23 protein-coding genes and 1 tRNA gene are annotated in these 21,948 nt (G+C 60.9%); 11 read left to right on the forward strand and 13 right to left on the reverse strand.

All coding sequences use genetic code 11. The annotated features are described in order from the left end of the window. Positions 1–210: 210 nt before the first annotated feature. Positions 211–651, reverse strand: a complete 441-nt coding sequence (locus tag AC1RAC_RS12035; protein WP_032894013.1) for a hypothetical protein — start codon at positions 649–651, stop codon at positions 211–213. Between AC1RAC_RS12035 and AC1RAC_RS12040 the strand changes: the two genes are divergently transcribed. Beyond that, complete coding sequence (locus tag AC1RAC_RS12040; RefSeq protein WP_054919496.1) at positions 650–1,105, forward strand: tRNA (cytidine(34)-2'-O)-methyltransferase; 456 nt, start codon at positions 650–652, stop codon at positions 1,103–1,105. The genes AC1RAC_RS12035 and AC1RAC_RS12040 overlap by 2 nt on opposite strands. A 159-nt stretch (positions 1,106–1,264) precedes the next feature. On the opposite strand, the gene secB is transcribed toward AC1RAC_RS12040, so the two are convergent. Genes secB through AC1RAC_RS12055 form a run of 3 tightly spaced genes read right to left on the reverse strand, consistent with a single transcriptional unit; the run spans position 1,265 to position 2,455 of the window. Then, positions 1,265–1,744, reverse strand: coding sequence for a protein-export chaperone SecB (gene secB, locus AC1RAC_RS12045; protein WP_032894017.1), 480 nt, complete (start codon positions 1,742–1,744; stop codon positions 1,265–1,267). A 41-nt stretch (positions 1,745–1,785) separates the two neighbouring features. Then, positions 1,786–2,040 (reverse strand): glutaredoxin 3, encoded by a 255-nt coding sequence (gene grxC, locus AC1RAC_RS12050; RefSeq protein WP_003171118.1) that lies wholly within the window; start codon positions 2,038–2,040, stop codon positions 1,786–1,788. Between the two features lies 1 nt (position 2,041). Next, positions 2,042–2,455, reverse strand: coding sequence for a rhodanese-like domain-containing protein (locus tag AC1RAC_RS12055; protein ID WP_032901811.1), 414 nt, complete (start codon positions 2,453–2,455; stop codon positions 2,042–2,044). A 151-nt stretch (positions 2,456–2,606) separates the two neighbouring features. Between AC1RAC_RS12055 and gpmI the strand changes: the two genes are divergently transcribed. From gpmI to AC1RAC_RS12075, 4 genes are all read left to right on the forward strand, one after another. Next, the gene (gene gpmI / locus AC1RAC_RS12060) at positions 2,607–4,133 is read left to right on the forward strand and encodes a 2,3-bisphosphoglycerate-independent phosphoglycerate mutase (protein WP_492616613.1); all 1,527 of its coding nucleotides are present in this window, start codon (positions 2,607–2,609) and stop codon (positions 4,131–4,133) included. A gap of 258 nt (positions 4,134–4,391) precedes the next feature. Next, positions 4,392–5,687, forward strand: a complete 1,296-nt coding sequence (locus AC1RAC_RS12065) for a murein hydrolase activator EnvC family protein (RefSeq protein ID WP_003187792.1) — start codon at positions 4,392–4,394, stop codon at positions 5,685–5,687. 30 nt (positions 5,688–5,717) lie between these two features. Continuing rightward, complete coding sequence (locus AC1RAC_RS12070; protein WP_492616614.1) at positions 5,718–7,031, forward strand: S41 family peptidase; 1,314 nt, start codon at positions 5,718–5,720, stop codon at positions 7,029–7,031. A 2-nt stretch (positions 7,032–7,033) separates the two neighbouring features. Further along, complete coding sequence (locus AC1RAC_RS12075; protein ID WP_054897548.1) at positions 7,034–7,807, forward strand: divergent polysaccharide deacetylase family protein; 774 nt, start codon at positions 7,034–7,036, stop codon at positions 7,805–7,807. Between the two features lie 110 nt (positions 7,808–7,917). On the opposite strand, the gene AC1RAC_RS12080 is transcribed toward AC1RAC_RS12075, so the two are convergent. From AC1RAC_RS12080 to AC1RAC_RS12110, 7 genes are all read right to left on the reverse strand, one after another. Beyond that, on the reverse strand, positions 7,918–8,673 hold the full coding sequence (locus tag AC1RAC_RS12080) for a substrate-binding periplasmic protein (RefSeq protein ID WP_054897549.1): 756 nt from the start codon (positions 8,671–8,673) through the stop codon (positions 7,918–7,920). A gap of 66 nt (positions 8,674–8,739) precedes the next feature. Then, a complete protein-coding gene (gene hisF, locus AC1RAC_RS12085) occupies positions 8,740–9,510 on the reverse strand; it encodes an imidazole glycerol phosphate synthase subunit HisF (RefSeq protein ID WP_003187786.1) in 771 nt (256 codons plus the stop codon). 9 nt (positions 9,511–9,519) lie between these two features. Continuing rightward, a complete protein-coding gene (hisA, locus tag AC1RAC_RS12090; protein WP_032894030.1) occupies positions 9,520–10,257 on the reverse strand; it encodes a 1-(5-phosphoribosyl)-5-[(5-phosphoribosylamino)methylideneamino]imidazole-4-carboxamide isomerase in 738 nt (245 codons plus the stop codon). Positions 10,258–10,296: 39 nt separating this feature from the next. Then, positions 10,297–10,554, reverse strand: a complete 258-nt coding sequence (locus AC1RAC_RS12095) for a DUF2164 domain-containing protein (RefSeq protein ID WP_032894032.1) — start codon at positions 10,552–10,554, stop codon at positions 10,297–10,299. Then, entirely contained in the window at positions 10,555–11,193 is a 639-nt protein-coding gene (gene hisH, locus AC1RAC_RS12100; RefSeq protein ID WP_054897551.1) for an imidazole glycerol phosphate synthase subunit HisH, read from the reverse strand. After that, positions 11,193–11,789, reverse strand: a complete 597-nt coding sequence (gene hisB / locus AC1RAC_RS12105) for an imidazoleglycerol-phosphate dehydratase HisB (protein ID WP_003187781.1) — start codon at positions 11,787–11,789, stop codon at positions 11,193–11,195. The genes hisH and hisB overlap by 1 nt, the downstream gene beginning before the upstream one ends. A 277-nt stretch (positions 11,790–12,066) precedes the next feature. Beyond that, the gene (locus tag AC1RAC_RS12110) at positions 12,067–13,728 is read right to left on the reverse strand and encodes an OFA family MFS transporter (protein WP_054897552.1); all 1,662 of its coding nucleotides are present in this window, start codon (positions 13,726–13,728) and stop codon (positions 12,067–12,069) included. Positions 13,729–14,054: 326 nt separating this feature from the next. Between AC1RAC_RS12110 and AC1RAC_RS12115 the strand changes: the two genes are divergently transcribed. The 5 genes from AC1RAC_RS12115 to AC1RAC_RS12135 all read left to right on the forward strand — a co-directional run bounded on the left by AC1RAC_RS12115 (position 14,055) and on the right by AC1RAC_RS12135 (position 18,627). Further along, on the forward strand, positions 14,055–16,271 hold the full coding sequence (locus tag AC1RAC_RS12115) for an AsmA family protein (RefSeq protein ID WP_492616615.1): 2,217 nt from the start codon (positions 14,055–14,057) through the stop codon (positions 16,269–16,271). Next, complete coding sequence (gene mutY, locus AC1RAC_RS12120) at positions 16,268–17,335, forward strand: A/G-specific adenine glycosylase (RefSeq protein ID WP_054897554.1); 1,068 nt, start codon at positions 16,268–16,270, stop codon at positions 17,333–17,335. The genes AC1RAC_RS12115 and mutY overlap by 4 nt, the downstream gene beginning before the upstream one ends. Further along, the gene (locus tag AC1RAC_RS12125) at positions 17,332–17,604 is read left to right on the forward strand and encodes an oxidative damage protection protein (RefSeq protein WP_034125530.1); all 273 of its coding nucleotides are present in this window, start codon (positions 17,332–17,334) and stop codon (positions 17,602–17,604) included. Before mutY ends, AC1RAC_RS12125 begins: the two co-directional genes overlap by 4 nt. Positions 17,605–17,707: 103 nt before the next feature. Further along, positions 17,708–17,783 (forward strand) — tRNA-Phe (locus AC1RAC_RS12130). 172 nt (positions 17,784–17,955) lie between these two features. Then, complete coding sequence (locus AC1RAC_RS12135; RefSeq protein WP_034125529.1) at positions 17,956–18,627, forward strand: hypothetical protein; 672 nt, start codon at positions 17,956–17,958, stop codon at positions 18,625–18,627. A 36-nt stretch (positions 18,628–18,663) separates the two neighbouring features. On the opposite strand, the gene AC1RAC_RS12140 is transcribed toward AC1RAC_RS12135, so the two are convergent. Together AC1RAC_RS12140 and AC1RAC_RS12145 are read right to left on the reverse strand one after the other, a co-directional pair. Then, positions 18,664–20,271, reverse strand: coding sequence for an ArnT family glycosyltransferase (locus AC1RAC_RS12140; protein ID WP_492616616.1), 1,608 nt, complete (start codon positions 20,269–20,271; stop codon positions 18,664–18,666). An 87-nt stretch (positions 20,272–20,358) separates the two neighbouring features. Next, positions 20,359–21,324, reverse strand: coding sequence for an arsenic resistance protein (locus AC1RAC_RS12145; RefSeq protein WP_054919524.1), 966 nt, complete (start codon positions 21,322–21,324; stop codon positions 20,359–20,361). 158 nt (positions 21,325–21,482) lie between these two features. Between AC1RAC_RS12145 and AC1RAC_RS12150 the strand changes: the two genes are divergently transcribed. Then, complete coding sequence (locus AC1RAC_RS12150) at positions 21,483–21,896, forward strand: hypothetical protein (protein ID WP_034125526.1); 414 nt, start codon at positions 21,483–21,485, stop codon at positions 21,894–21,896. Positions 21,897–21,948: the final 52 nt, after the last annotated feature.

The following is a 21,948-nucleotide window of genomic DNA, read 5'->3' on the forward strand; positions in this document are numbered from 1 at the left end:
CAAAGCCCCGTATTCCGGGGCTTTGCGCTTTTTGGCATTTTTTTCCAGCAGCAATTGCAAGTTTTGGCACGCCCCCTGCAATAACCCCAGTACTACCCAGTTTCGGGGACCTTGGTACAGGCAGGCCGAGAATCCCCTCTTTAACACCGAAGCCTCAGGCTTCACCCCGTTTTGGGAGCCCTGGTACAGGCAGGCCGGGAACTCCCTCTTTTATTGCTCTTGGAGATGGATCTCCAGCCGCCAGCGGCCATCGACCTCTGCACCGCTCCACTCCCCACGCAACGGCCGGGCCGCCACCAGGTTCAGCAGCAAGCCAGCATCGGTCTTGCGTATGCGCCAATTCACGTCCTTGTCATTGACCTTGAGCTGCCCGCTGGCTGCCTTGCCTTGGGCGTCAAACAGCAACGCCACGGTGCCGTCGATATGCTCGCCGTGCAGCTTGGGTTCGTTGTTGAACCACACCACCAAACCATCCGCCGCAGGTTCTACCTGTTGCAGCTCCAGCGGCTCTGGGGTGGTCAAGCGACCGATCATCAAGCCAATCATCAAGCCGACAATCGCCAATGAGCCCAACACCCTCGGCAATAGCTTCGGTCTCGGGTCGTCTTCGGGGGTAGAATGCAGCGCATCTTTGCCTTCGGAGCCGTGCATGTTTCACGTCATCCTTTTTCAACCAGAAATTCCGCCGAATACCGGCAACGTTATCAGGCTGTGCGCCAACAGTGGCTGCCACCTGCATTTGATCGAGCCGTTGGGCTTTGACATGGACGACAAGCGCCTGCGCCGTGCCGGGCTGGACTACCACGAGTACGCCACCCTCAAGCGCCATGCCGACCTCGCCAGTTGCCTGGAGAGCCTGGGCCACCCACGGCTGTTCGCGTTCACCACCAAGGGCTCGCGGCCGTTTCATGATGCCAACTTTGCCGAGGGCGACGCGTTCCTGTTCGGCCCGGAGAGCCGAGGCCTGCCGGCCGAGGTGCTTGACGCATTGCCCGATGGCCATCGCCTGCGCTTGCCGATGCGTGAAGGCTGCCGCAGCCTGAACCTGTCGAACACCGTAGCCGTTGCCGTCTATGAAGGCTGGCGCCAACTGGGCTTTAAATAACACCGCATAACAAATGTGGGAGCGGGCTTGTGTGGGAGCCGGGCTTGCCCGCGATGCAGGCACCTCGGTGTGTCAGTCACACCGCAGTGATGCTATCGCAGGCAAGCCAGCTCCCACACAAGCCCGCTCCCACATTTTAGAACGGCATCGCTCAGCAAATTACTGAACGGTTGGCGCGCCTTCCTGTTGCATGCGCTGCAGCTCTTGGGCGTACAGGGCATCGAAGTTCACCGGGGCCAGCATCAGGGCCGGGAACGAACCACGGGTGACCAGGCTGTCCAGGGTCTCACGGGCATACGGGAACAGGATGTTCGGGCAGAACGCACCCAGGGTGTGGCTCATGGACGCTTCGTCCAGGCCCTGGATCAGGAAGATACCGGCCTGTTGCACTTCAGCGATGAAAGCGACTTCTTCACCATTCTTGACGGTGACCGACAGGGTCAGCACGACTTCGTGGAAGTCACCTTCCAGGGATTTCTGACGGGTGTTCAGGTCCAGCGCAACGCTTGGGGTCCACTCCTGACGGAAGATGGCCGGGCTTTTCGGCGCTTCGAACGACAGGTCACGCACGTAGATCCGCTGCAGCGAGAACTGTGGGCCTTGAGCTTCTGCTGCTTCGGTGTTCTGTTGATCAGTCATCGCAGATCCTTCTTTATCTTGGGTTCTTGAGGGTTTAGGCGTCAGGCGGACAGCAGCGCATCAAGTTTACCGGCGCGCTCCAGAGCGAACAGGTCGTCGCAACCACCGATATGCCGGGTGCCGATCCAGATCTGCGGGACCGACGTGCGGCCAGCCTTCTGGGCCATTTCGGCGCGCACCTGGGGCTTGCCATCGACCTTGATCTCTTCAAAGGCAACACCCTTTTTCTCAAGCAAGGCCTTGGCCCGCATGCAGTAAGGGCACCAATCGCTGGAATACACGACAACCTGGCTCATATCACTTCACCAACGGCAGGTTATCGCCACGCCAACTGCTGATACCACCCGACAGCTTGGCGGCGGTGAAGCCGGACTTGAGCATCTCACGGGCGTGGGTGCCGGAGTGCTGGCCCTGGGCATCGACCAGGATGATGGTCTTGGCCTTGTGCTTTTCCAGTTCGCCCAGACGCGCAATCAGCTTGTCCTGGGGAATGTTCAGGGCGCCAACGATATGGCCGGCGGCATAATCCTTGGCCGGGCGAATATCGACGACGACGGCCTCATCCTTGTTGACCAGCGCGGTCAGCTCCGACGTGCTCAGGCTGCGACCACCGCGGCTCAGTTCGTGAGCGATCAGCAGCGCCAGCAGGATGACGAAGGCGCCCACAAGCAGGTAGTGGGCAGTGGCAAATGCAATCAGGTGATCAACCATCAAGGAGGTTCCAGGGCGTTAAAATGGCGGTAAGTATACACAGCCGCCAGGGGGGGCCAACCCCCGTAAAGCGGTGACGTGGTTGGAACTTCGCTTTAAACTGCCACTCCCTTTTCAATTGTCTTCCTTTATTAGCGCCGCGAGAGGATCTATGACTACCACGCCTAAACCTTTGGTCCTGATAATTCTCGATGGCTTCGGACACAGTGAAAGCCACCACGACAACGCGGTGTACTCGGCCAACAAGCCGGTACTGGACCGCCTGACCGCCACCGTGCCCAACGGCCTGATCTCAGGTTCCGGCATGGACGTGGGCCTGCCGGACGGCCAGATGGGCAACTCGGAAGTCGGCCACATGAACCTAGGTGCCGGACGAGTGGTGTACCAGGACTTCACTCGTGTCACCAAGGCGATCCGCGATGGCGAGTTCTTCGAGAACCCGACCATCTGCGCGGCGGTCGATAAAGCCGTTGCCGCCGGCAAGGCCGTGCACTTCATGGGCCTGTTGTCGGACGGCGGCGTACACAGCCATCAGGATCACTTGGTCGCCATGGCCGAACTGGCGTTCAAGCGCGGCGCTGACAAAATCTATCTGCACGCCTTCCTCGACGGCCGCGACACGCCACCTAAAAGCGCGCAATCCTCCATCGAACTGCTGGATACCACCTTCGCCGCCCTGGGCAAGGGCCGTATCGCCAGCCTGGTGGGCCGTTACTTCGCCATGGACCGCGACAACCGCTGGGACCGTGTCGCCCAGGCCTACAACCTGATCGTCGACGGCCAGGCCGAATTCAACGCGGCCACCGCCCAGGAAGGTCTGGACGCGGCCTACGCCCGCGGTGAAAGCGATGAATTCGTCAAAGCCACCACCATCGGCGAGCCGGTGAAAGTCGAAGACGGCGACGCCGTGGTGTTCATGAACTTCCGCGCCGACCGCGCCCGTGAACTGAGCCATGTGTTCGTCGATGAAGGCTTCAAGGACTTCGAACGCGTGCGCCAGCCGAAGGTCGAGTTCGTCATGCTCACCCAATACGCCGCCAACATCCCGGCCCCGTCGGCGTTCGCCCCGGGCAGCCTGGAGAACGTGCTGGGCGACTACCTGGCCAAGAACGGCAAGACCCAACTGCGCATCGCCGAAACCGAGAAATACGCCCACGTGACGTTCTTCTTCTCTGGTGGCCGCGAAGAGCCGTTCCCCGGCGAAGAGCGCATCCTGATCCCGTCGCCAAAAGTCGCTACCTACGACTTGCAGCCGGAAATGAGCGCACCGGAAGTCACCGACAAGATCGTCGACGCCATTGATCACCAGCGTTATGACGTGATCGTCGTCAACTACGCCAACGGCGACATGGTTGGCCACAGCGGCAACCTGGAAGCGGCGGTCAAGGCCGTGGAATGCCTGGATAAATGTGTTGGCCGCATCGTCGACGCGCTGGAAAAAGTCGGCGGCGAAGCGCTGATCACCGCCGACCACGGCAACTGCGAACAGATGTCCGACGAATCCACCGGCCAGGCGCACACCGCGCACACCACCGAGCCGGTGCCGTTCATCTACGTCGGCAAACGTGACCTGAAAGTGCGTGAAGGTGGCGTGCTGGCGGATGTGGCGCCGACCATGCTCAAGCTGATGGGGTTGGAACAGCCGAAGGAGATGACCGGGACCTCGATCCTGGTCTGATCCAAAGTACGCCACAAAACAGTGTGGGAGCGGGCTTGCCCGCGATATCGGCTAATCAGTCGACATCTATGTCGCTGACCCACCGCAATCGCGGGCAAGCCCGCTCCCACATTGGTTTGCGGCGCTTTGAGAGATATCTTTTTGCCATACCAGCACCACTCGGCACCTATCTTGCCCACCAGCCCCAATTGGGCGTTTTTTTTGCAGCGCTTGGCGGGCATACTAGGCCGTCCTTTTCCCCTGGTGTCGCCCGCCTCTATGCTTCGCGCCTTGATAACCCTTGCTCTTGTCTGCCTGCTCCAACCGGCGTTTGCCGATGAGCGCGCACAAACCCAACAACAGTTGGACGCTACGCGTCAGGACATTACCGAGCTGAAAAAGCTGCTCGGCAAGCTCCAGGAAGAAAAATCCGGGGTGCAGAAAGACCTGCGCGGCACGGAAACCGAAATGGGCAAGCTGGAGAAGCAGGTCCAGGAGCTACAAAAAGAACTAAAGAAGAGCGAGTCGGAACTGGAGCGACTCGACGCTGAGAAAAAAAAACTCCAGAGCGCACGCGTTGAACAGCAACGCCTGATCGCGATCCAGGCCCGTGCCGCGTACCAGAGCGGCCGCCAGGAGTACCTCAAGCTGCTGCTCAACCAGCAGAACCCGGAAAAATTCGCCCGTACCCTCACCTATTACGACTACCTGAGCCAGGCGCGCCTGGCGCAATTGAAGGGGTTTAACGAAACCCTGCGCCAATTGGCCAATGTCGAACAGGAAATCGCCGACCAGCAATCGCAGCTGCTCGACCAGAAAACTGCCCTCGACACCCAGCGCGACCAGCTCGATAAAGTACGCAAGGAACGCCAGCAGGCCCTGGCCAAGCTCAACAGCGACGTAAAAGCCCGCGACGCCAAGTTGCAGGCCCGCGAGCAAGACCAGGCCGACCTGGCCAAAGTCCTCAAGACCATTGAAGAAACCCTGGCCCGCCAGGCACGCGAGGCCGAAGAAGCGCGGCAAAAAGCGCTGATCGCCCAGCAGGAAGCCGAAAAAAAGCGTCAGCGTGAGGCCGAACTGGCTGCCACCACCGACGCTCCGGCCCCGCGCAAACCGGCGCGTGCAGCGCCTGGCCCGTTGGTTTCCAGCAGCGGCGAGTCGTTCGGCGGCCCTTTTGCTTCAGCACGAGGCAAACTTCCATGGCCGGTTGATGGTCGATTACTGGCACGCTTTGGGGAAACCCGTGGCGATGACACCCGCGCCAAGTGGGATGGCGTGATGATCAGCGCCTCTGCCGGCAGCCAGGTCCACGCGGTGCACGGTGGGCGCGTGGTGTTCGCCGATTGGTTGCGGGGCGCCGGCTTGCTGGTGATTCTTGACCACGGTAATGGCTATTTGAGCCTTTACGGCCACAATCAGACACTACTCAAGTCGGCAGGTGATGTTGTAAAAGCCGGTGAATCCATCTCCACTGTCGGTAACAGTGGCGGCCAGGACACCCCGGCGCTGTACTTCGCTATTCGTCAGCAGGGCCGCCCGAGCGACCCTGCACAATGGTGCCGGTCCCAAGGATAGGGTCGCATCTACATTAGGAGTTCGTTCGACATGCTGCATTTGTCCCGCCTCACTTCGCTGGCCCTGACGATCGCCCTGGTGATCGGCGCGCCTCTGGCTTTTGCCGACCAGGCCGCACCGGCTGCACCTGCCATGGCTGCGACGACCAAGGCGCCATTGCCGCTGGACGAGCTGCGCACCTTTGCCGAGGTCATGGACCGGATCAAGGCAGCGTATGTCGAACCCGTAGACGACAAGGCCCTGCTGGAAAATGCCATCAAGGGCATGCTCAGCAACCTCGACCCGCACTCCGCTTACCTGGGCCCGGAAGATTTCGCCGAGCTGCAGGAAAGCACCAGCGGTGAGTTCGGCGGCCTGGGCATCGAAGTGGGCTCCGAAGACGGCCAGATAAAAGTGGTCTCGCCTATCGACGACACCCCGGCGTCCAAGGCCGGCATCCAGGCCGGCGACCTGATCGTGAAGATCAACGGCCAGCCGACCCGTGGCCAGACCATGACCGAAGCCGTCGACAAGATGCGCGGCAAGCTCGGCCAGAAGATCACCCTGACCCTGGTACGCGACGGCGGCAACCCGTTTGACGTGACCCTGGCCCGTGCGACCATCACGGTCAAGAGCGTGAAAAGCCAGCTGCTGGAGTCGGGCTACGGCTATATCCGTATCACCCAGTTCCAGGTCAAGACCGGCGACGAAGTGGGCAAGGCACTGGCCAAGCTGCGCAAGGACAACGGCAAGAAGCTCAACGGCATCGTGCTTGACCTGCGCAACAACCCAGGCGGCGTGTTGCAGTCGGCGGTCGAGGTGGTCGACCACTTCGTCACCAAGGGCCTGATCGTCTACACCAAGGGCCGTATCGCCAACTCCGAGTTGCGCTTCTCGGCCACCGGCAACGACCTTAGCGAGAACGTGCCACTGGCGGTATTGATCAACGGCGGCAGCGCCTCGGCCTCGGAAATCGTCGCCGGCGCCCTGCAAGACCTCAAGCGCGGTGTGCTGATGGGCACCACCAGCTTCGGCAAAGGCTCGGTGCAGACCGTATTGCCGCTGAACAACGACCGTGCACTGAAGATCACCACGGCGCTGTATTACACGCCGAACGGCCGCTCGATCCAGGCCCAGGGCATTGTGCCGGACATCGAAGTACGCCGCGCCAAGATCACCAACGAGATCGATGGCGAATACTACAAAGAGGCCGACCTGCAAGGCCACCTGGGCAATGGCAACGGCGGTGCCGACCAGCCAACCGGCAGCCGCGCCAAGGCCAAGCCGATGCCGCAGGACGATGACTACCAACTGGCCCAGGCGCTCAGCCTGCTCAAGGGCTTGAGCATCACCCGCAGCCGTTGATCATGCGTCTTGCCCTGATCTTCGCTGTGCTGTGCAGCCTGGCGGGGGTCGCTCAAGCGGCCACTGCCAGCGAACCGCACAAAGCCTACCTGACGCTTATCATCGACGACCTGGGGCAAAACCTGCCTCGGGATCGTCGCGTGCTTGCGCTACCCGGCCCGGTGACCGCCGCCATCATGCCGGACACGCCCCACGCCGCCGAATTTGCCCGTGAGGCCCACAAGGCTGGCAAGATCGTGATCCTGCACATGCCCATGGACCCGGCCACCGGCCCATTCGCCTGGCACCCGGAGCTGTCCATCGAAGAACTGGGCAAACGCCTGGACGCGGCATTTGAAGCCGTGCCCTACACCGCCGGCATCAACAACCACATGGGCAGCCGCATGACCGCACAACCGGCAGCGATGGCCTGGCTGATGGGTGAGTTGCAACGGCGTCACAAGTTCTTCGTCGACAGCCGCACCAGTGCGCAAACCGTCGCCGCCGCCGAGGCGCAGAAGATCGGTTTGGCCCATGTGTCGCGGGATGTATTTCTCGATGACGAACGCACCGAGGCGGCGATTACCACGCAACTGCAGACCGCGATCAAACTGGCGCATAAACAGGGTTCGGCAGTCATGATCGGGCATCCTTACCCACAGACGCTGGCGGTGCTGGAGCGCGAGTTGCCCAAGCTCAAGGCGCAGGGCGTGGAGTGGATCGATATCAAGTTGATGATCAGCGTGCGCAGTAATCGGGCGATGAGTGCCCACGGCAAAAACGGCATCTATCGCTGACAATCACTGTGGCGAGGGAGCTTGCTCCCGCTGGAGTGCGAAGCGCTCCCACGATTTCAGGGCCGCTATGCAGCCCAGCGGGAGCAAGCTCCCTCGCCACAACAGCTCACTTACAGATATTGCGCCATGATTTCGTCTATACGGCCGCTGTTGCGTAACTCATCCAATGCGGCCTGGAGCCTGGCCACCAGCTCATCCGGCACGTCTTTGTTCAACGCCAGGTAAAGCTGCGCACTGTTGAAGCGCAATACCGTCTTGAGCCCGTTCACCCCCACCTGCCGCGCCAGGTAACGCCCAGCGGGGTCGCCTGTGGCCCACAGGTCGATCTGGCCTTCCATAAGCTTTTGCGCATTATCCTGGTCACGCAGGGCGACTATCGGCTTGAGCCCCTGCTTGTCCAGGCTTTCGGCAATGGCATCGCCTTTGTAGGCGCCAATCTTGTAGCGGCGCGCTTGCTCCAGATTTTCCAACTCGATCTTGCTGTCTGCCTTGGCCAGCAACACCCAATCGTCCGGGCCGATAGGGCCGACCCATTTGAACAAGGCTTCACGATCTGGCAACCGCGCCATTACAAACACGCCGTAACCTGGCTGTTCCAGGGCGAGCTTGTAGATTCGCTCCCAAGGAAAACGCAGAGTGAGGTTGTAGGAAATGCCAGCGCGCTTGAAGGTTTCGCGCACGATGTCCACGGCAATGCCTTCGATGTTCTCGTCCTTGGCGAAGTTCTTGCCGTTTTTCGCCATGTTGTAGGGCGGGAAATTTTCCGTCAGCAACACCAGGGAGGCGTCAGACGGTTGTTCGGCGTGTGCCGTAGCCACCATGAACATGGAGGAACTGGCGAGGGCGAGCAGCAGGTGTTTGAACATGAAGGCTACCGGAATCCATGGCAAGCGCAGAGAGTGCCGCGAGCCTGCCATGGTGTCCAGCAGCGTTTAGCGCACGACGATACCGCGCGCTGCCATGTAGGCCTTGGCCTCGGGCACGGTGTATTCGCCAAAGTGGAAAATACTCGCCGCCAGCACCGCGCTGGCATGGCCTTCGAGCACGCCATCGGCCAGGTGTTGCAGGTTGCCAACCCCACCCGAAGCGATCACCGGGATGCCCAGTGCATCGCTGATGGCGCGGGTGACGCCCAGGTCGAAGCCGTTTTTCATGCCGTCCTGGTCCATGCTGGTCAGCAGGATTTCACCGGCGCCCAGGCCTTCCATCTTCATCGCCCACTCCACCGCGTCCAGCCCGGTAGGCTTGCGCCCGCCGTGGGTGAAGATCTCCCAGCGCGGGGTTTCGCCCGGGCCGGAGACCTTCTTGGCGTCGATAGCCACCACGATGCATTGCGAACCGAAGTGCTGCGCGGCTTCGCCGACAAACTCGGGGTTGAACACCGCAGCGGTGTTGATCGAGACCTTGTCCGCACCGGCATTGAGCAGGTTGCGGATGTCTTGCACTGTGCGCACGCCGCCACCCACGGTCAGCGGGATAAACACCTGGCTGGCCATGCGCTCGACGGTATGCAGCGTGGTATCGCGGCCATCGACGCTGGCGGTGATGTCGAGAAAGGTAATCTCGTCGGCACCTTGCTCATCGTAGCGACGGGCAATTTCCACCGGGTCGCCGGCGTCACGGATGTTCTCGAACTTGACGCCCTTGACCACGCGACCGTTGTCGACGTCCAGGCAAGGGATGATGCGTTTGGCCAGCGCCATGGTCAGTCCTCAGCCGTTGTAGGCGTCGCAGTAAGCCTGGGCTTCGGCGACGTCCAGAGTGCCTTCATAGATCGCACGGCCGGTGATGGCGCCGATGATCCCAGGCGCCTTGGCGTCCAGCAGCGACTTGATGTCGCCCAGGTTGTGGATGCCGCCGGAAGCGATCACCGGAATCTTGGTGGCCGCTGCCAGGGCTGCGGTGAAAGGTACGTTGCAGCCCTGCATCATGCCGTCTTTGGCGATGTCGGTATAAACGATGGCGGACACGCCGTCGGCTTCGAACTGCTTGGCCAGGTCGATCACTTGCACGGTGCTGATTTCAGCCCAGCCGTCGGTGGCGACGAAGCCGTCCTTGGCATCCAGGCCGACGATCACCTTGCCAGGGAACGCGCGGCAGGCTTCGGCGACGAAGGCTGGGTCTTTCACGGCCTTGGTGCCGATGATCACGTAGCTCACGCCCGCTTTCACGTAGTGCTCGATGGTTTCCAGGGAGCGGATACCGCCGCCGATCTGGATCGGCAGGGTCGGGTAGCGCTTGGCGATGGCGGTGACCACCTCGCCATTGACCGGCTGACCTTCGAAGGCGCCGTTCAGGTCCACCAGATGCAGACGACGGCAGCCCCCTTCTACCCATTTGGCAGCCATGCTCACCGGGTCATCGGAGAACACGGTGGAATCTTCCATGCGGCCTTGGCGCAGGCGGACACAAGCGCCGTCCTTGAGATCGATAGCGGGGATAATCAGCATCTGGCAAACCTTATTCGATATTCAGCAATGCTTGGGAAATCAGGGTTTCTCAAGCGACCACAAGTCGCTTTCGATGCTTTCGAACCTTTCTTTAAGGAGCGTCTGCGTGTCGAAAATCGCCCTGTTGTAATAATGCGGCGCCACTTCGGTGGTGAACAACTCAAGAATTTCGGCGACCTCGAACGAGCCCAGCTTGAGCTCGAAGCGGTCTTCCATGAACCGCTTGATCTTGTCGGTAGCCTCACGCTCCTGCTCGGGCGCGAGGTTCAAGATCGGCGGCTTCGGCTTCCTGGCCATTTACCAGCGACCATCCCACGCGGCGAAGTTCTGCAGCAATTGCAGGCCATGGGTATGGCTTTTCTCCGGGTGAAACTGCACGGCAAAGCGCGAACCATCGGCCAGTGCGGCGGCAAAATCGACGCCGTAATGCCCGCCACCCACCACCTGGCGCGGGTTACCGGCGGCGATGTAGTAGCTGTGCACGAAGTAGAAACGCGCCATGTCCGGGATGTCGTGCCACAGCGGGTGATCGACGGTGCGGCGCACTTCGTTCCAGCCCATGTGCGGGACTTTGAGGTGCTCGCCATCTTCATGCAGGTCTTTGCCGAAGAACTTCACCTGCCCTGGAAACAGGCCAATGCAGTCGACACCGCCGTTCTCTTCACTGCTGTCGAGCAAGGCTTGCATGCCCACGCAGATACCGAGGAAGGGGCGGTCCTGGCTGACTTCGCGCACCAGGCTATCAAAGCCCAGGCGACGGATCTCGGCCATGCAATCGCGAATCGCGCCGACGCCGGGGAACACCACACGGTCGGCTTCGCGAATCACGTTGGCATCGCTGGTGATCAGCACCTTGCCAGCGCCTACATGCTCAAGGGCCTTGGCCACCGAGTGCAGGTTACCCATGCCGTAATCGATAACCGCGACCGTCTGCATTACAGGACGCCCTTGGTCGACGGCATTTGCCCGCCCATGCGCTCATCGACTTCCACGGCCATGCGCAGTGCGCGGCCGAAAGCCTTGAACACGGTTTCGATCTGGTGGTGAGTGTTGGTGCCGCGCAGGTTGTCGATGTGCAGGCTGACCAGTGCGTGGTTGACAAAGCCCTGGAAGAATTCCTGGAACAGGTCGACGTCAAAGCCACGGCCCACGTTAGCGCGGGTGTACGGCACGTGCATCTGCAAACCCGGGCGACCGGAGAAGTCGATGACCACACGGGACAGCGCTTCATCCAACGGGACATAAGCATGGCCGTAGCGACGGATGCCTTTTTTGTCGCCGATGGCCTTGGCAAACGCCTGGCCGAGGGTGATGCCCACGTCTTCCACCATGTGGTGGTCGTCGATATGCAGGTCGCCTTTGCCGACGATATCCAGGTCGATCAGCCCGTGACGGGCGATCTGGTCCAGCATGTGCTCAAGAAAAGGTACACCGATATCAAATCGGGCCTTTCCGGTGCCATCCAGGTTGATCGAGGCTTTGATCTGGGTTTCCAGAGTGTCGCGCTCGACAGATGCCTTACGTTCGGCCATCACCAGCTCCGCAAAATCATTGGGCGAAAAAGGCAGCCATTATAGGGGCGCAGGCGCTAAACAGAAACAACGAAGGGGATAAGACTGACGAGTTGGAGCGAGGAATGTCGGGGATAGACATGTGCATACATGTGAGCATGGGCTTATGTGGGAGCTGGCTTGCCTGCGATGCATACACCTCGGGGTATCAGTTACACCGCAGTGATGCTATCGCAGGCAAGCCAGCTCCCACACAAGCCCGGCCCCCACAGGAGCCGGGCCCACCCTTATTGCGGTGTCAGTGGAACAGTACCGCGGTCTTCTGCAGGGTCACCCACACACCCCACGCCAGCGGAATACCCACTACCAGCCACGCGGCAATCGCCAGCGGCTTGCTGGCGGCGGAGGCCTTCCACTCCAGCACGGTGCTCGCATCAGCACCTTTGTCATGGCCCAGCGCCTGTTCGGCGGCAAGTTCCGCGTCGGTCATGAAGTACTTGTCGGCCACCGGGCGCACCAGCAGGTTGCAGATGAAGCCCAGCACCAGCAGGCCGGCCAGGATGTACAAGGTGATGTCGTAGGCCGCGGCGCGTTCAACGCCGATGCTCAACTGGTATTCACGCAGGTAGTTCACCAACACCGGGCCCAACACGCCCGCAGCGGCCCAGGCGGTCAACAGGCGACCGTGGATCGCGCCAACCATCTGAGTGCCGAACAGGTCCGCCAGGTAGGCCGGAACCGTGGCAAAACCACCGCCGTACATCGACAGAATGATGCAGAACGCGGCCACGAACAGCGCCACGTTACCCAGGTGCCCCAGGTTCGGGATCAGCGCGTACAGGGCAAAGCCCAGGGCGAAGAACACAAAATAGGTGTTTTTACGCCCCAGGTAGTCGGAGAACGACGCCCAGAAGAACCGGCCACCGATGTTGAACAGGCTCAACAGGCCGGTAAAACCAGCGGCAATGGCTGCAATGGAGGCCAGCTGGCCCGCATCCAATTGACCAAATGGCACATCAACACCCAGCAACTTGCCGCCAAACACTTCCTGCAGCAGTGGCGAAGCCATGCCCAGGATGCCGATACCGGCCGACACGTTCAGGCACAGCACCAGCCATACCAGGCGGAACTGCGGGGTTTTCCACGCGACATTCACATGCACATGGCGGTGAGTGATCATCGCATTGCTGGCTTTTTTCGCCGGAGCAGTCCAACCCTCAGGCTTCCAGCCGGTTGGCGGCACGCGATACAGCAGTGCACCACCGATCATGAACACGAAGTAAATCGCCGCCATGACTACAAAGCTCTGCCATACACCGACGCTGGTCGGTGAAGAGAAATGGCCCATCAGCGCCGCGGCCAAAGGTGCACCCACCATCGCGCCGCCGCCAAAGCCCATGATCGCCATACCGGTCGCCATGCCGCGTTTGTCCGGGAACCACTTGATCAAGGTCGAAACGGGCGAGATATAGCCCAGGCCCAGGCCAATACCGCCAATGACCCCGGAGCCGATCCACATCAGCCAGATCTGGTGGGTATAGATACCCAAGGCCGAGATCAGCAGGCCACCACACCAGCACAGCGCCGAGACAACACCAGCCTTACGCGGCCCGGCGTGTTCCAGCCAGCCGCCCCAGATTGCTGCGGAGCAGCCCAGGAAGATGAAGAACAGGGTATAGATCCAGCCCAGCATGGAGATGGGCCAGTCGCATTGGGACGAAAAGACTTGGGCGATAAAGCTCATGTCCGGCGCGCAGGCCACCGGCGCGGTGATACCCAGCGCCTTGGACAAGGGCAGCCAGAACACCGAGAAGCCGTAGGCCATGCCGATGCACAAGTGGATGGCCAGTGCGGCCGGTGGAACCAGCCAGCGGTTGAAGCCCGGCTTGGCGATGATGCGCTCCTTGGACAGGAACGCAGGCTGTGCGGCGGCATTGCCGGCCACAGTGCTAGTGCTCATTGGTGTTTCCCCCAGTTATTGGTATGCGTCCGTCAGGCGCTCTCTCCCTCGGCCTTGCACGCAAAGCGTGGCCGTTTTGTTGAGTGAAGCTCCCTTTTAGGCGCGACGTTAAGTCGCAGAAGGCGGACGAACGTGCAGAGATTAGCACCAGTGGATGACGGAAAAATCAAACTGCCACTACCTTTTTTCGATTATCTGTATTTTCTTGACGTCAAAATCCCATTTCCGCACCGGTGGATACAATGTAACGATCCGTGAACTGACGCCGGCCTTCGGGCGTTATACTCTGCGGCTAAATTTTGAAATCGACATACAAGGACTCGCCCATGAAAGCGTTCGGCAAAATCCTGGGTCTGGTACTTCTCGGGCTGTTGCTGATCATTGTGGCGCTCGGCTTTGCCCTGACCCACCTTTTCGATCCCAACGACTACAAAGAAGAAATTCGCCAGATAGCCCGCGACAAGGCCCACATCGAGCTGACGCTCAATGGCGATATCGGCTGGAGCCTGTTCCCCTGGCTGGGCCTGGAGCTTCATGAAGCCAGCGTCGCAACCCTGACCGCACCGACTCAACCGTTTGCCGACTTGCAGATGCTCGGCCTCTCGGTGCGCGTACTGCCACTGCTGCGCCGCGAAGTACAAATGAGCGATGTGCGTGTCGAGGGCTTGAACCTGCGCCTGAACCGCGACAAACAAGGTCACGGCAACTGGGAAGACATCGGCAAGAACCTGCCCGACGAAACCGCCGGTGCCCCCGCTCCCGCGCCGGTCGAACCGGTGGCTGAAACCAAGCCGGAAAAACCGCCGCAGCCGATCCGCCTGGACATCGACAGCCTGACCATCAACAACGCCCGCGTCGAATACACCGATGAACAGACCGGCAAGCAATTGAGTGCCGAAAGTATCCAGTTGAGTGCCGGTGCCATCCACGAAGGCGCCAGCATCCCGCTGAAACTCACGGCGTTCCTGGGCAGCAACCAGCCGCTGATGCGGGTCAAGACTGAGCTGAACGGCAACTTGCGCATCCAGCGCGCGCTCAAGCGTTATCAGTTCGAAGACATGCGCTTGAGTGGCGAAGCCACCGGTGAGCCGTTGCAAGGCAAGACCGTGAGTTTCTCCACCCAGGGCCAACTGCTGGTGGACCTGGCGGCCAACGTCGCCGAATGGACCAACCTGAAACTGGCGGCCAACCAACTGCGCGCCTTGGGCGAACTAAAGGCCAATGACCTGGACAAAACCCCGCAGATCAGCGGCGCCCTGTCGGTTGCCCAGTTTGACCTGGCCAAGTTTCTTGAGAGCGTCGGCCACCCACTGCCTGCCATGGCCCCAGGCAGCCTGAGCAAGGTCGAACTGGTGAGCCGCCTCAAGGGCACGCCCACCAGCGTCGCCCTGGAAAACTTGAACCTGAAGCTCGATGCCAGCACCTTCACCGGCCGCGTCGCCGTGGATGACTTCGCCAAGCAGTCACTGCGTGTGCAGCTCAAGGGCGATACCTTCAATGCCGACAATTACCTGCCGGCCAAATCCGAAGCCGCCAAAGGCGCAACCGCCGCACGCCAGGCCGAAGTACAGAGCAGCGAAGCCGGCGCCATGGCGGCAGGCGGCAACACGCCATTGCCCGAGGCGCCGACCAAAGGTGCCTGGAGCAATGACAAACTGCTGCCGCTGACCCGCCTGCGCAGCCTGGACGTGAATGCAGACCTGGCCTTTGGCGAACTGACCCTGAGCCAGTTGCCCATTCAGAACGCGGTGCTCAAAGCCTCCGGCATTGACGGGCAACTCAAGCTCGACACCCTTAGCGGCGGTCTCTACAACGGCACGTTCCAGGCCAACGGCACACTCGACGTACGCCAGGACACGCCAGTGCTGGCCCTGCAAAGCCACATCAAGCAGGTGCCCGTTGAGCGCATCCTGCAGGCCCAAGGGAAAAACCCGCCGGTCAAAGGCCAGCTCACCCTCGACAGTAACCTCACCGGCCGCGGCAACAGCCAGAAGGCCTTGATCGACAGCCTCAACGGCACCACCAGCATCGTGATCAACAACGGTGTGCTGCTCAATGCCAACATCGAGCAGCAACTGTGTACCGGCATCGCCCTGCTCAACCGCAAGACCCTGAGCGCCACACCAGGCGGCAAGGACACGCCCTTCCAGGAACTGCGCGGCAACCTCACGTTCCGTAACGGCGTGGCCAGCAACCCCGACCTGAAAGTACGCATTCCTGGCCTGACGCTCAACGGCAACGGTGATGTGGATTTACGCGTGCTGGGCATGGACTACCGCGTCGGCATCATCGTCGAAGGCGACAAGCGCGACGTGCCGGACCCGGCCTGCCAGGTCGGCGCCAACTTCCAGGGCATTGAGGTGCCACTGCGCTGCCGAGGCCCGCTTGAGCTTGGCGCCAAGGCCTGCCGCCTGGACAAGGACGGCCTGGGCCAGGTCGCCCTCAAGGCTGCCGGCAACCGCCTCAACGAGAAGCTGGAAGAGAAACTCGACAAGGTTAACCCCAAGCTCAAAGACGCATTGAAAGGCCTGTTCAACCGATGAGAACCGAGCAGTTTTCACAAGCGGTGCTGGACTGGTACGACCGCCATGGCCGCCACGACCTGCCTTGGCAACAGGGCATCACCCCTTACCGGGTGTGGGTGTCGGAGATCATGCTGCAACAGACCCAGGTCAGCACCGTGCTCAACTACTTCGACCGGTTCATGGCGTCCCTGCCGACGGTCGAAGCCCTGGCCGCCGCGCCGGAAGATGAAGTGCTGCACCTGTGGACGGGTCTGGGCTACTACACACGGGCGCGCAACCTGCAGAAGACCGCCAGGATCGTGGTGGCCGAACACGGCGGCGAATTCCCCCGCGACGTGGAAAAGCTCACCGAGCTGCCGGGCATCGGCCTGTCCACCGCTGGCGCGATTGCCAGCCTGAGCATGGGCCTGCGCGCGCCGATCCTCGACGGCAACGTCAAACGCGTGCTGGCGCGCTTTACCGCGCAAGAGGGTTACCCGGGCGAGCCCAAGGTCGCCAAACAGCTGTGGGCCACCGCAGAGCGCTTCACACCCTTTGAGCGCGTCAACGCCTACACCCAGGCCATGATGGACATGGGCGCCACCCTGTGCACCCGCAGCAAACCCAGCTGCCTGCTGTGCCCGCTGGAAAAAGGCTGCGAAGCCCACATGCTGGGCCTGGAAACACGCTACCCGATCCCGAAGCCGCGCAAGACCATCCCGCAAAAGCGCACGCTGATGCCGATGCTGGCCAACGCAGAGGGCGCGATCCTGCTTTACCGTCGCCCGTCTACGGGCTTGTGGGGCGGCTTGTGGAGCTTGCCGGAGCTGGACGACCTGCAAGACCTGGATCACCTCGCCAACCAGCACGCGCTGGCGCTGGGCAAGCATCAGGAACTGCCCGGGCTGGTCCACACTTTCAGCCACTTCCAACTGGCCATCGAACCCTGGCTGGTCCAGGTCGAGGAAACCGCCCATCACGTGGCCGAGGCCGACTGGCTCTGGTATAACCTCGCCACCCCGCCGCGCCTGGGCCTTGCCGCCCCGGTGAAAAAACTGCTGAAGCGCGCGGCCGACGTATTGAACGCAGGAGTTTCGTCATGACCCGCACCATCATGTGCCGCAAGTACAAAGAAGAACTGCCAGCCCTGGAGCGCCCTCCGTACCCAGGTGCCAAGGGCCAGGACATCTACGAGCACGTCTCCGCCAAAGCCTGGGGCGACTGGTTGAAACACCAGACCCTGCTGATCAACGAAAAACGCCTGAACATGATGAACGCCGAAGACCGTAAATACCTGGCCGGCGAAATGGACAAGTTCTTTTCCGGCGAGGAATACGCCAAGGCCGACGGCTACGTGCCGCCTGCTCAATAATTGATCAAAAACCAGGGTCTGCACGTAAGCGACGGTAATAATTAAATATTTTTTGAAAACTTGCTTGACGACCCCCTGAAAAACCCGTTTAATGCGCCCCGTTGCCCAGATAGCTCAGTCGGTAGAGCAGGGGATTGAAAATCCCCGTGTCGGCGGTTCGATTCCGTCTCTGGGCACCAAAATACCGAGAAACCCCAAGGAACAATGCGTTCCTTGGGGTTTTTTATTGCCTGCGATTTAATGCGACTCACGCATTTACGGACACGATGTCGCAGCAGGACGATTGAGGGTTATTTTTGGCTGGACTCAATCGTTCAGCCTTTACCCAAATCTCAGTTGTAAGGTTTTTTCATGACCCGCTTCTTGCTTTGCACCCTGTTACTACTGACCGCCCTGCTCAGTGGGTGTGCCACGCAGCTGGACGTAGCGATCAACGCGACGCCTGATCCCGACTATCACTTCGACCGGCAGGCAACCGTGCTGGTGACCTCCACTGGCGGAAGTGATGAAAACTCACTCAATGCTCGCTACTACCTGCGTGACATGGTCCGCGCCATGCAGGACCAGGGCTTTCGCAATGTCTTCACCGACACCACCCTGCCCAAGAACCACGCGCCGATCAAAATGACCGTCACCCTGGACGTCGACAGCAAGCAGGTGACGTATCGCTATACCGCCACCGAATACGGGCAGGTGGCAAAAAGCACCACCACTCAATGCAAGAAGAACAAGAAAAAGACCGACCAACTGACCTGCACCAGCACTCCAAACACCTCCTACGGCCCGGTAGGGACCTCGGAGCGCACCGGCTACACCACGCTCACCACCTTCCGGGTCACCGCTCGTGATGAAGTGAGCAGGCGCGCTGTCTACCTGCTAAGGGCGTCGTCCTATAACGACGACTGCCAAGCCGCCAAGGTCGAAGCCTTCCTGGTGCAGCAGGGTTTGCAGAACCTGAATTTCCAGGACCGCGTGCAGCGCAATTACACGGTCACGATGCCTGAAAGCTTCCGCTGCAAATAATCATCTGCTCGACAGGCCCTTGGCTCAAGGGCCTCCTTACTTGAGCAAGAACACCATCAACGGGTTGTCATTCAAGCGCCCTTGATAGCTCGGCGCCAGGTGCTCCACCGGCGACCCCTTCAACAGCGCGGTCTCCTTGCGCGACACGATCACCCAGGAGGGCCGGGGCAGCGCCGCCAACTTCTCAAGCTCGTGACGCCCGACAAACAGCGGCTGTTCATCGTGATCCAGGTTCATCATGTAGCGCACCGCCCAGGTATCCCGGGCCAGATCGACAAACACCAAGGGACCTGGCTGCGTCTGGCGCAACGCCTCCACCTGGCTGACAAACCGCCGGGTGTCGAATTGCAGGTCCTTGGCCGGCTCTATCACTGTCACAAGCAACAGCCATTGCGCCACCAGCGCGATCAGACTGAGCCACACCAACCGCCATGCTCGCTGCCAGGCAATCAACGCTGCGGCTTGCAGCACCACCAGCACGCCGATCATCAACGGCAAGGAAATCTCCGGCCAGTAGCCCTGCTTGTGCCAGGCGTGTCGACACACAAACAACACAACCACGCACAACGCCGGCAGCGCCGCGACCAGCCATTCGTAGCCACGACGCACGCCCACCAGCCAGCCTTGCGCATGCAGCAGCCCATAGGCAGCGACAGCCGCAAACATCGGCACCATCGGCAGAATGTAATAAGCGCGCTTGAAGTGCGGTACCGACAGGCCGAGCAGAATCATCAAGCCGCAGCCCCCGAACCGCACCAGCAATTGCAGGTGCTCATTGCCCCAACGCTCGGGCCAGCGATGGCGCAACGCAAACAGGGTCGCAAACGCCAGCGGAACCACCGGGAAGTAGCGGTACAAGCTCAGTTGGAAGTAAAAGTAAAACGGCTCACCCGACTCATCCAGACGCCCACCGACTTGCATCTTGAAGACTTCATCGGCAAACGCAGCGCCACCACTGAACCGCGCAAGCTTCATCAGCAGCCACCAGCACGCTGCGAGCAACACCAGGCCGGCAACGCCGTGGATCAGCACCTGCCGGACACGCTCTCCCGGCTTGCCCAATGCCCAATACACACACACCACCCCGCAGACTTCAATCAACCCCAGCGGCCCACGTATGGCAAAACCCAGGATGAACAGCGGGAACACCGCCAGTTGCCTCAGCCGTGACCCGAGGCGTTCGCCGGTGTGCAGCAGATAGAAACTGCCCACGCATAACAACGCGACCATCTGATCCAGGCACACCGAGCGCGACTTTTCGAGTAACTGGGCGGTGAGCAGCGTGAGCAGCACCGTCAGCAGCGACCAGGCACGGCTGTAGGGTGCCAGCAGGCGATACATCAGCGCGATCACCCCCGCCGACGCGAGCGCTGTGGGCAGCACATTCGCCAAGTGGTTCGGCGCGTCAAACAAGCGGGCGAATAGATAACTGAAGAAGGTCGCGGTGCCGGGGTAATCCGCATAGGGCTGGCCGTAGGTGGTGGGGAAAAGACTCGCGCCATGGCGATACATTTCCTGCATGAACAGCGCCCAACGCCCGTCAAAACCCTGGGGCTGCTGAACCCAGATACCTACTGTGAACAACAAGAGAGCGACCAGGAAAATACCCAGTGACTCCAGGCGAAAACGGTTGCGGTGATCCATCGGTTGACCTGTCAGGTGGGAAGCGCTGGCGTATGGTGCCGAACGCGCCCCTGAATGGCGCCTGAACAGACCTGAACATTCACGTGGTTACCGACTGGTGGGCCACACCACTGCCGGGATCAGGCGAACGTAGGCCAACTCGGCAACCAGCTCGATCAGGGTCTGCAGGATCACCACCGTTGCGGCCAAACCGCGCACATCCTCCGGCAGGGCCAGCGCCAATGGCAAAACCACCAGCGAGTTCCGGGTCGACGCACTGAACGTCACCGCCCGCGCCGTCACCGCTGGCAGTGCGAACAGCCGCGCAGCCCCAATGCCCATCAACGGTGCCAACAGTACAAAGGCCACGTAGATTGGAATGACCGGCAACAACAAATTGATATCTCGCACCACCGCAGTGATGTGCGAAGCGAGCACGACAAACAACACCAGCGCCATCGCCGGCACCGGCAACCACGCCCAGGCGCTGCTCCAAAGACCGATAGCGCTCGAACGCCGCGCAAGCGCGCTGGTGAGGACAGCCAGAAGCATCGGCACCACAATCAAGCCCACGAACGCCTCTACAAATGGCCCCGCCGCTACCACCACGCTGGATTGCTCGCCCAACATCAGCCCCAGGTATACCGGCAACAGCAGCAGTTGCAGCAAAAGCAACAGCGGGGTTGCCGCCAGCATCGAACGCGAATCGCCCTTGCCGATATGGGTAAACACCACCACGTAGTCGATACAGGGCGTTAGCAACACCAGCAGAGCGCCCACCAGCAACGCCGGACGCTCCACCAGGCCGCGGGTCAACCCCCACACCAGCAAAGGCACCAGAATGAAATTGGCCAGCAGCAAGGCCGCCATGAATCGCTTGTTGCCCAAGCCTTGGCGCAGCTCAAGAAAGGGTATCTGCAAAAACATCGCATACATCAGCACGGCGATGGCAGGTGTCACCCAAAGGCTGAAGCCCTGCGCCGACAAGGGCCAGAACAGGCCAAACGTGACGGCAACAAAGACGGCAACAAAGTAGATCGGGACCTGATGGTGTTCCAGGGTGTCACGGGTCATGGGCGGGCTCTGGTGGGTCAATAGACTGTCAGCCTAAGTACCCGCGCAGATAAGGTCGAGCACTACAGCAATCATTGCCGCCCGAGAAACCCTTGGGATTTACCCCAACCTGCGCTTCAATACACCCTCCAGACCAGACCCCCAAGGACGTTGAGCCCATGGCCTCGCCAAACAAGCAGCAAAAACGCGCCCACCGGGCAAAAGCCAAGGCCAAGCAAAACCGCACCCAGCGCGCCGTGGCGCACAAGCCGGATGCTTTTGCTGGCGACGACAGCCGCATCGACCTTGAGTCGGTGGATTTGACTGAACTGTTCGTCGAAATGCGTGCCGCTGGCGAGATCAGCCAGCAGGCGCTGTGTGCGGTGTTCCTGGCGCACCCGTTGCTGGCGTTGGTGCTGGAGCAGGAAGGCGAAGAAGAAGCGACCGACTTTATCCTGGCGGCGCTGATCGAGTATCGGCAGTGGGCGACGGACAGCGATGACGAAGCCGCGGCGTTAGCGTGGATTGAGTCGCCGCAGTTCCAGGCCGATTACGTGGCGGCGTCCCAGGCGCTGGCCAACGCCCCCGACTGACACAAAATAAAAATGTGGGAGCGGGCTTGCCCTAATGCCAGTCAGTTAAGAG

The sequence above is a fragment of the Pseudomonas sp. GW823-FHT02F05 genome, from assembly GCF_058797315.1.

Coding starts and splice junctions, on each gene's coding strand:
- AC1RAC_RS12040 (WP_054919496.1), top strand. CDS start 650: ATGTTTCACGTCATCCTTTTTCAACCAGAAATTCCGCCGAATACCGGC.
- AC1RAC_RS12150 (WP_034125526.1), top strand. CDS start 21,483: ATGGCCTCGCCAAACAAGCAGCAAAAACGCGCCCACCGGGCAAAAGCC.
- AC1RAC_RS12065 (WP_003187792.1), top strand. CDS start 4,392: ATGCTTCGCGCCTTGATAACCCTTGCTCTTGTCTGCCTGCTCCAACCG.
- hisA (WP_032894030.1), bottom strand. CDS start 10,257: ATGCTGATTATCCCCGCTATCGATCTCAAGGACGGCGCTTGTGTCCGC.
- mutY (WP_054897554.1), top strand. CDS start 16,268: ATGAGAACCGAGCAGTTTTCACAAGCGGTGCTGGACTGGTACGACCGC.
- AC1RAC_RS12110 (WP_054897552.1), bottom strand. CDS start 13,728: ATGAGCACTAGCACTGTGGCCGGCAATGCCGCCGCACAGCCTGCGTTC.
- AC1RAC_RS12125 (WP_034125530.1), top strand. CDS start 17,332: ATGACCCGCACCATCATGTGCCGCAAGTACAAAGAAGAACTGCCAGCC.
- hisH (WP_054897551.1), bottom strand. CDS start 11,193: ATGCAGACGGTCGCGGTTATCGATTACGGCATGGGTAACCTGCACTCG.
- grxC (WP_003171118.1), bottom strand. CDS start 2,040: ATGAGCCAGGTTGTCGTGTATTCCAGCGATTGGTGCCCTTACTGCATG.
- AC1RAC_RS12075 (WP_054897548.1), top strand. CDS start 7,034: ATGCGTCTTGCCCTGATCTTCGCTGTGCTGTGCAGCCTGGCGGGGGTC.
- hisF (WP_003187786.1), bottom strand. CDS start 9,510: ATGGCGCTGGCCAAACGCATCATCCCTTGCCTGGACGTCGACAACGGT.
- AC1RAC_RS12080 (WP_054897549.1), bottom strand. CDS start 8,673: ATGTTCAAACACCTGCTGCTCGCCCTCGCCAGTTCCTCCATGTTCATG.
- AC1RAC_RS12095 (WP_032894032.1), bottom strand. CDS start 10,554: ATGGCCAGGAAGCCGAAGCCGCCGATCTTGAACCTCGCGCCCGAGCAG.
- AC1RAC_RS12115 (WP_492616615.1), top strand. CDS start 14,055: ATGAAAGCGTTCGGCAAAATCCTGGGTCTGGTACTTCTCGGGCTGTTG.
- AC1RAC_RS12140 (WP_492616616.1), bottom strand. CDS start 20,271: ATGGATCACCGCAACCGTTTTCGCCTGGAGTCACTGGGTATTTTCCTG.
- gpmI (WP_492616613.1), top strand. CDS start 2,607: ATGACTACCACGCCTAAACCTTTGGTCCTGATAATTCTCGATGGCTTC.
- AC1RAC_RS12035 (WP_032894013.1), bottom strand. CDS start 651: ATGCACGGCTCCGAAGGCAAAGATGCGCTGCATTCTACCCCCGAAGAC.
- AC1RAC_RS12145 (WP_054919524.1), bottom strand. CDS start 21,324: ATGACCCGTGACACCCTGGAACACCATCAGGTCCCGATCTACTTTGTT.
- AC1RAC_RS12135 (WP_034125529.1), top strand. CDS start 17,956: ATGACCCGCTTCTTGCTTTGCACCCTGTTACTACTGACCGCCCTGCTC.
- AC1RAC_RS12055 (WP_032901811.1), bottom strand. CDS start 2,455: ATGGTTGATCACCTGATTGCATTTGCCACTGCCCACTACCTGCTTGTG.
- secB (WP_032894017.1), bottom strand. CDS start 1,744: ATGACTGATCAACAGAACACCGAAGCAGCAGAAGCTCAAGGCCCACAG.
- AC1RAC_RS12070 (WP_492616614.1), top strand. CDS start 5,718: ATGCTGCATTTGTCCCGCCTCACTTCGCTGGCCCTGACGATCGCCCTG.
- hisB (WP_003187781.1), bottom strand. CDS start 11,789: ATGGCCGAACGTAAGGCATCTGTCGAGCGCGACACTCTGGAAACCCAG.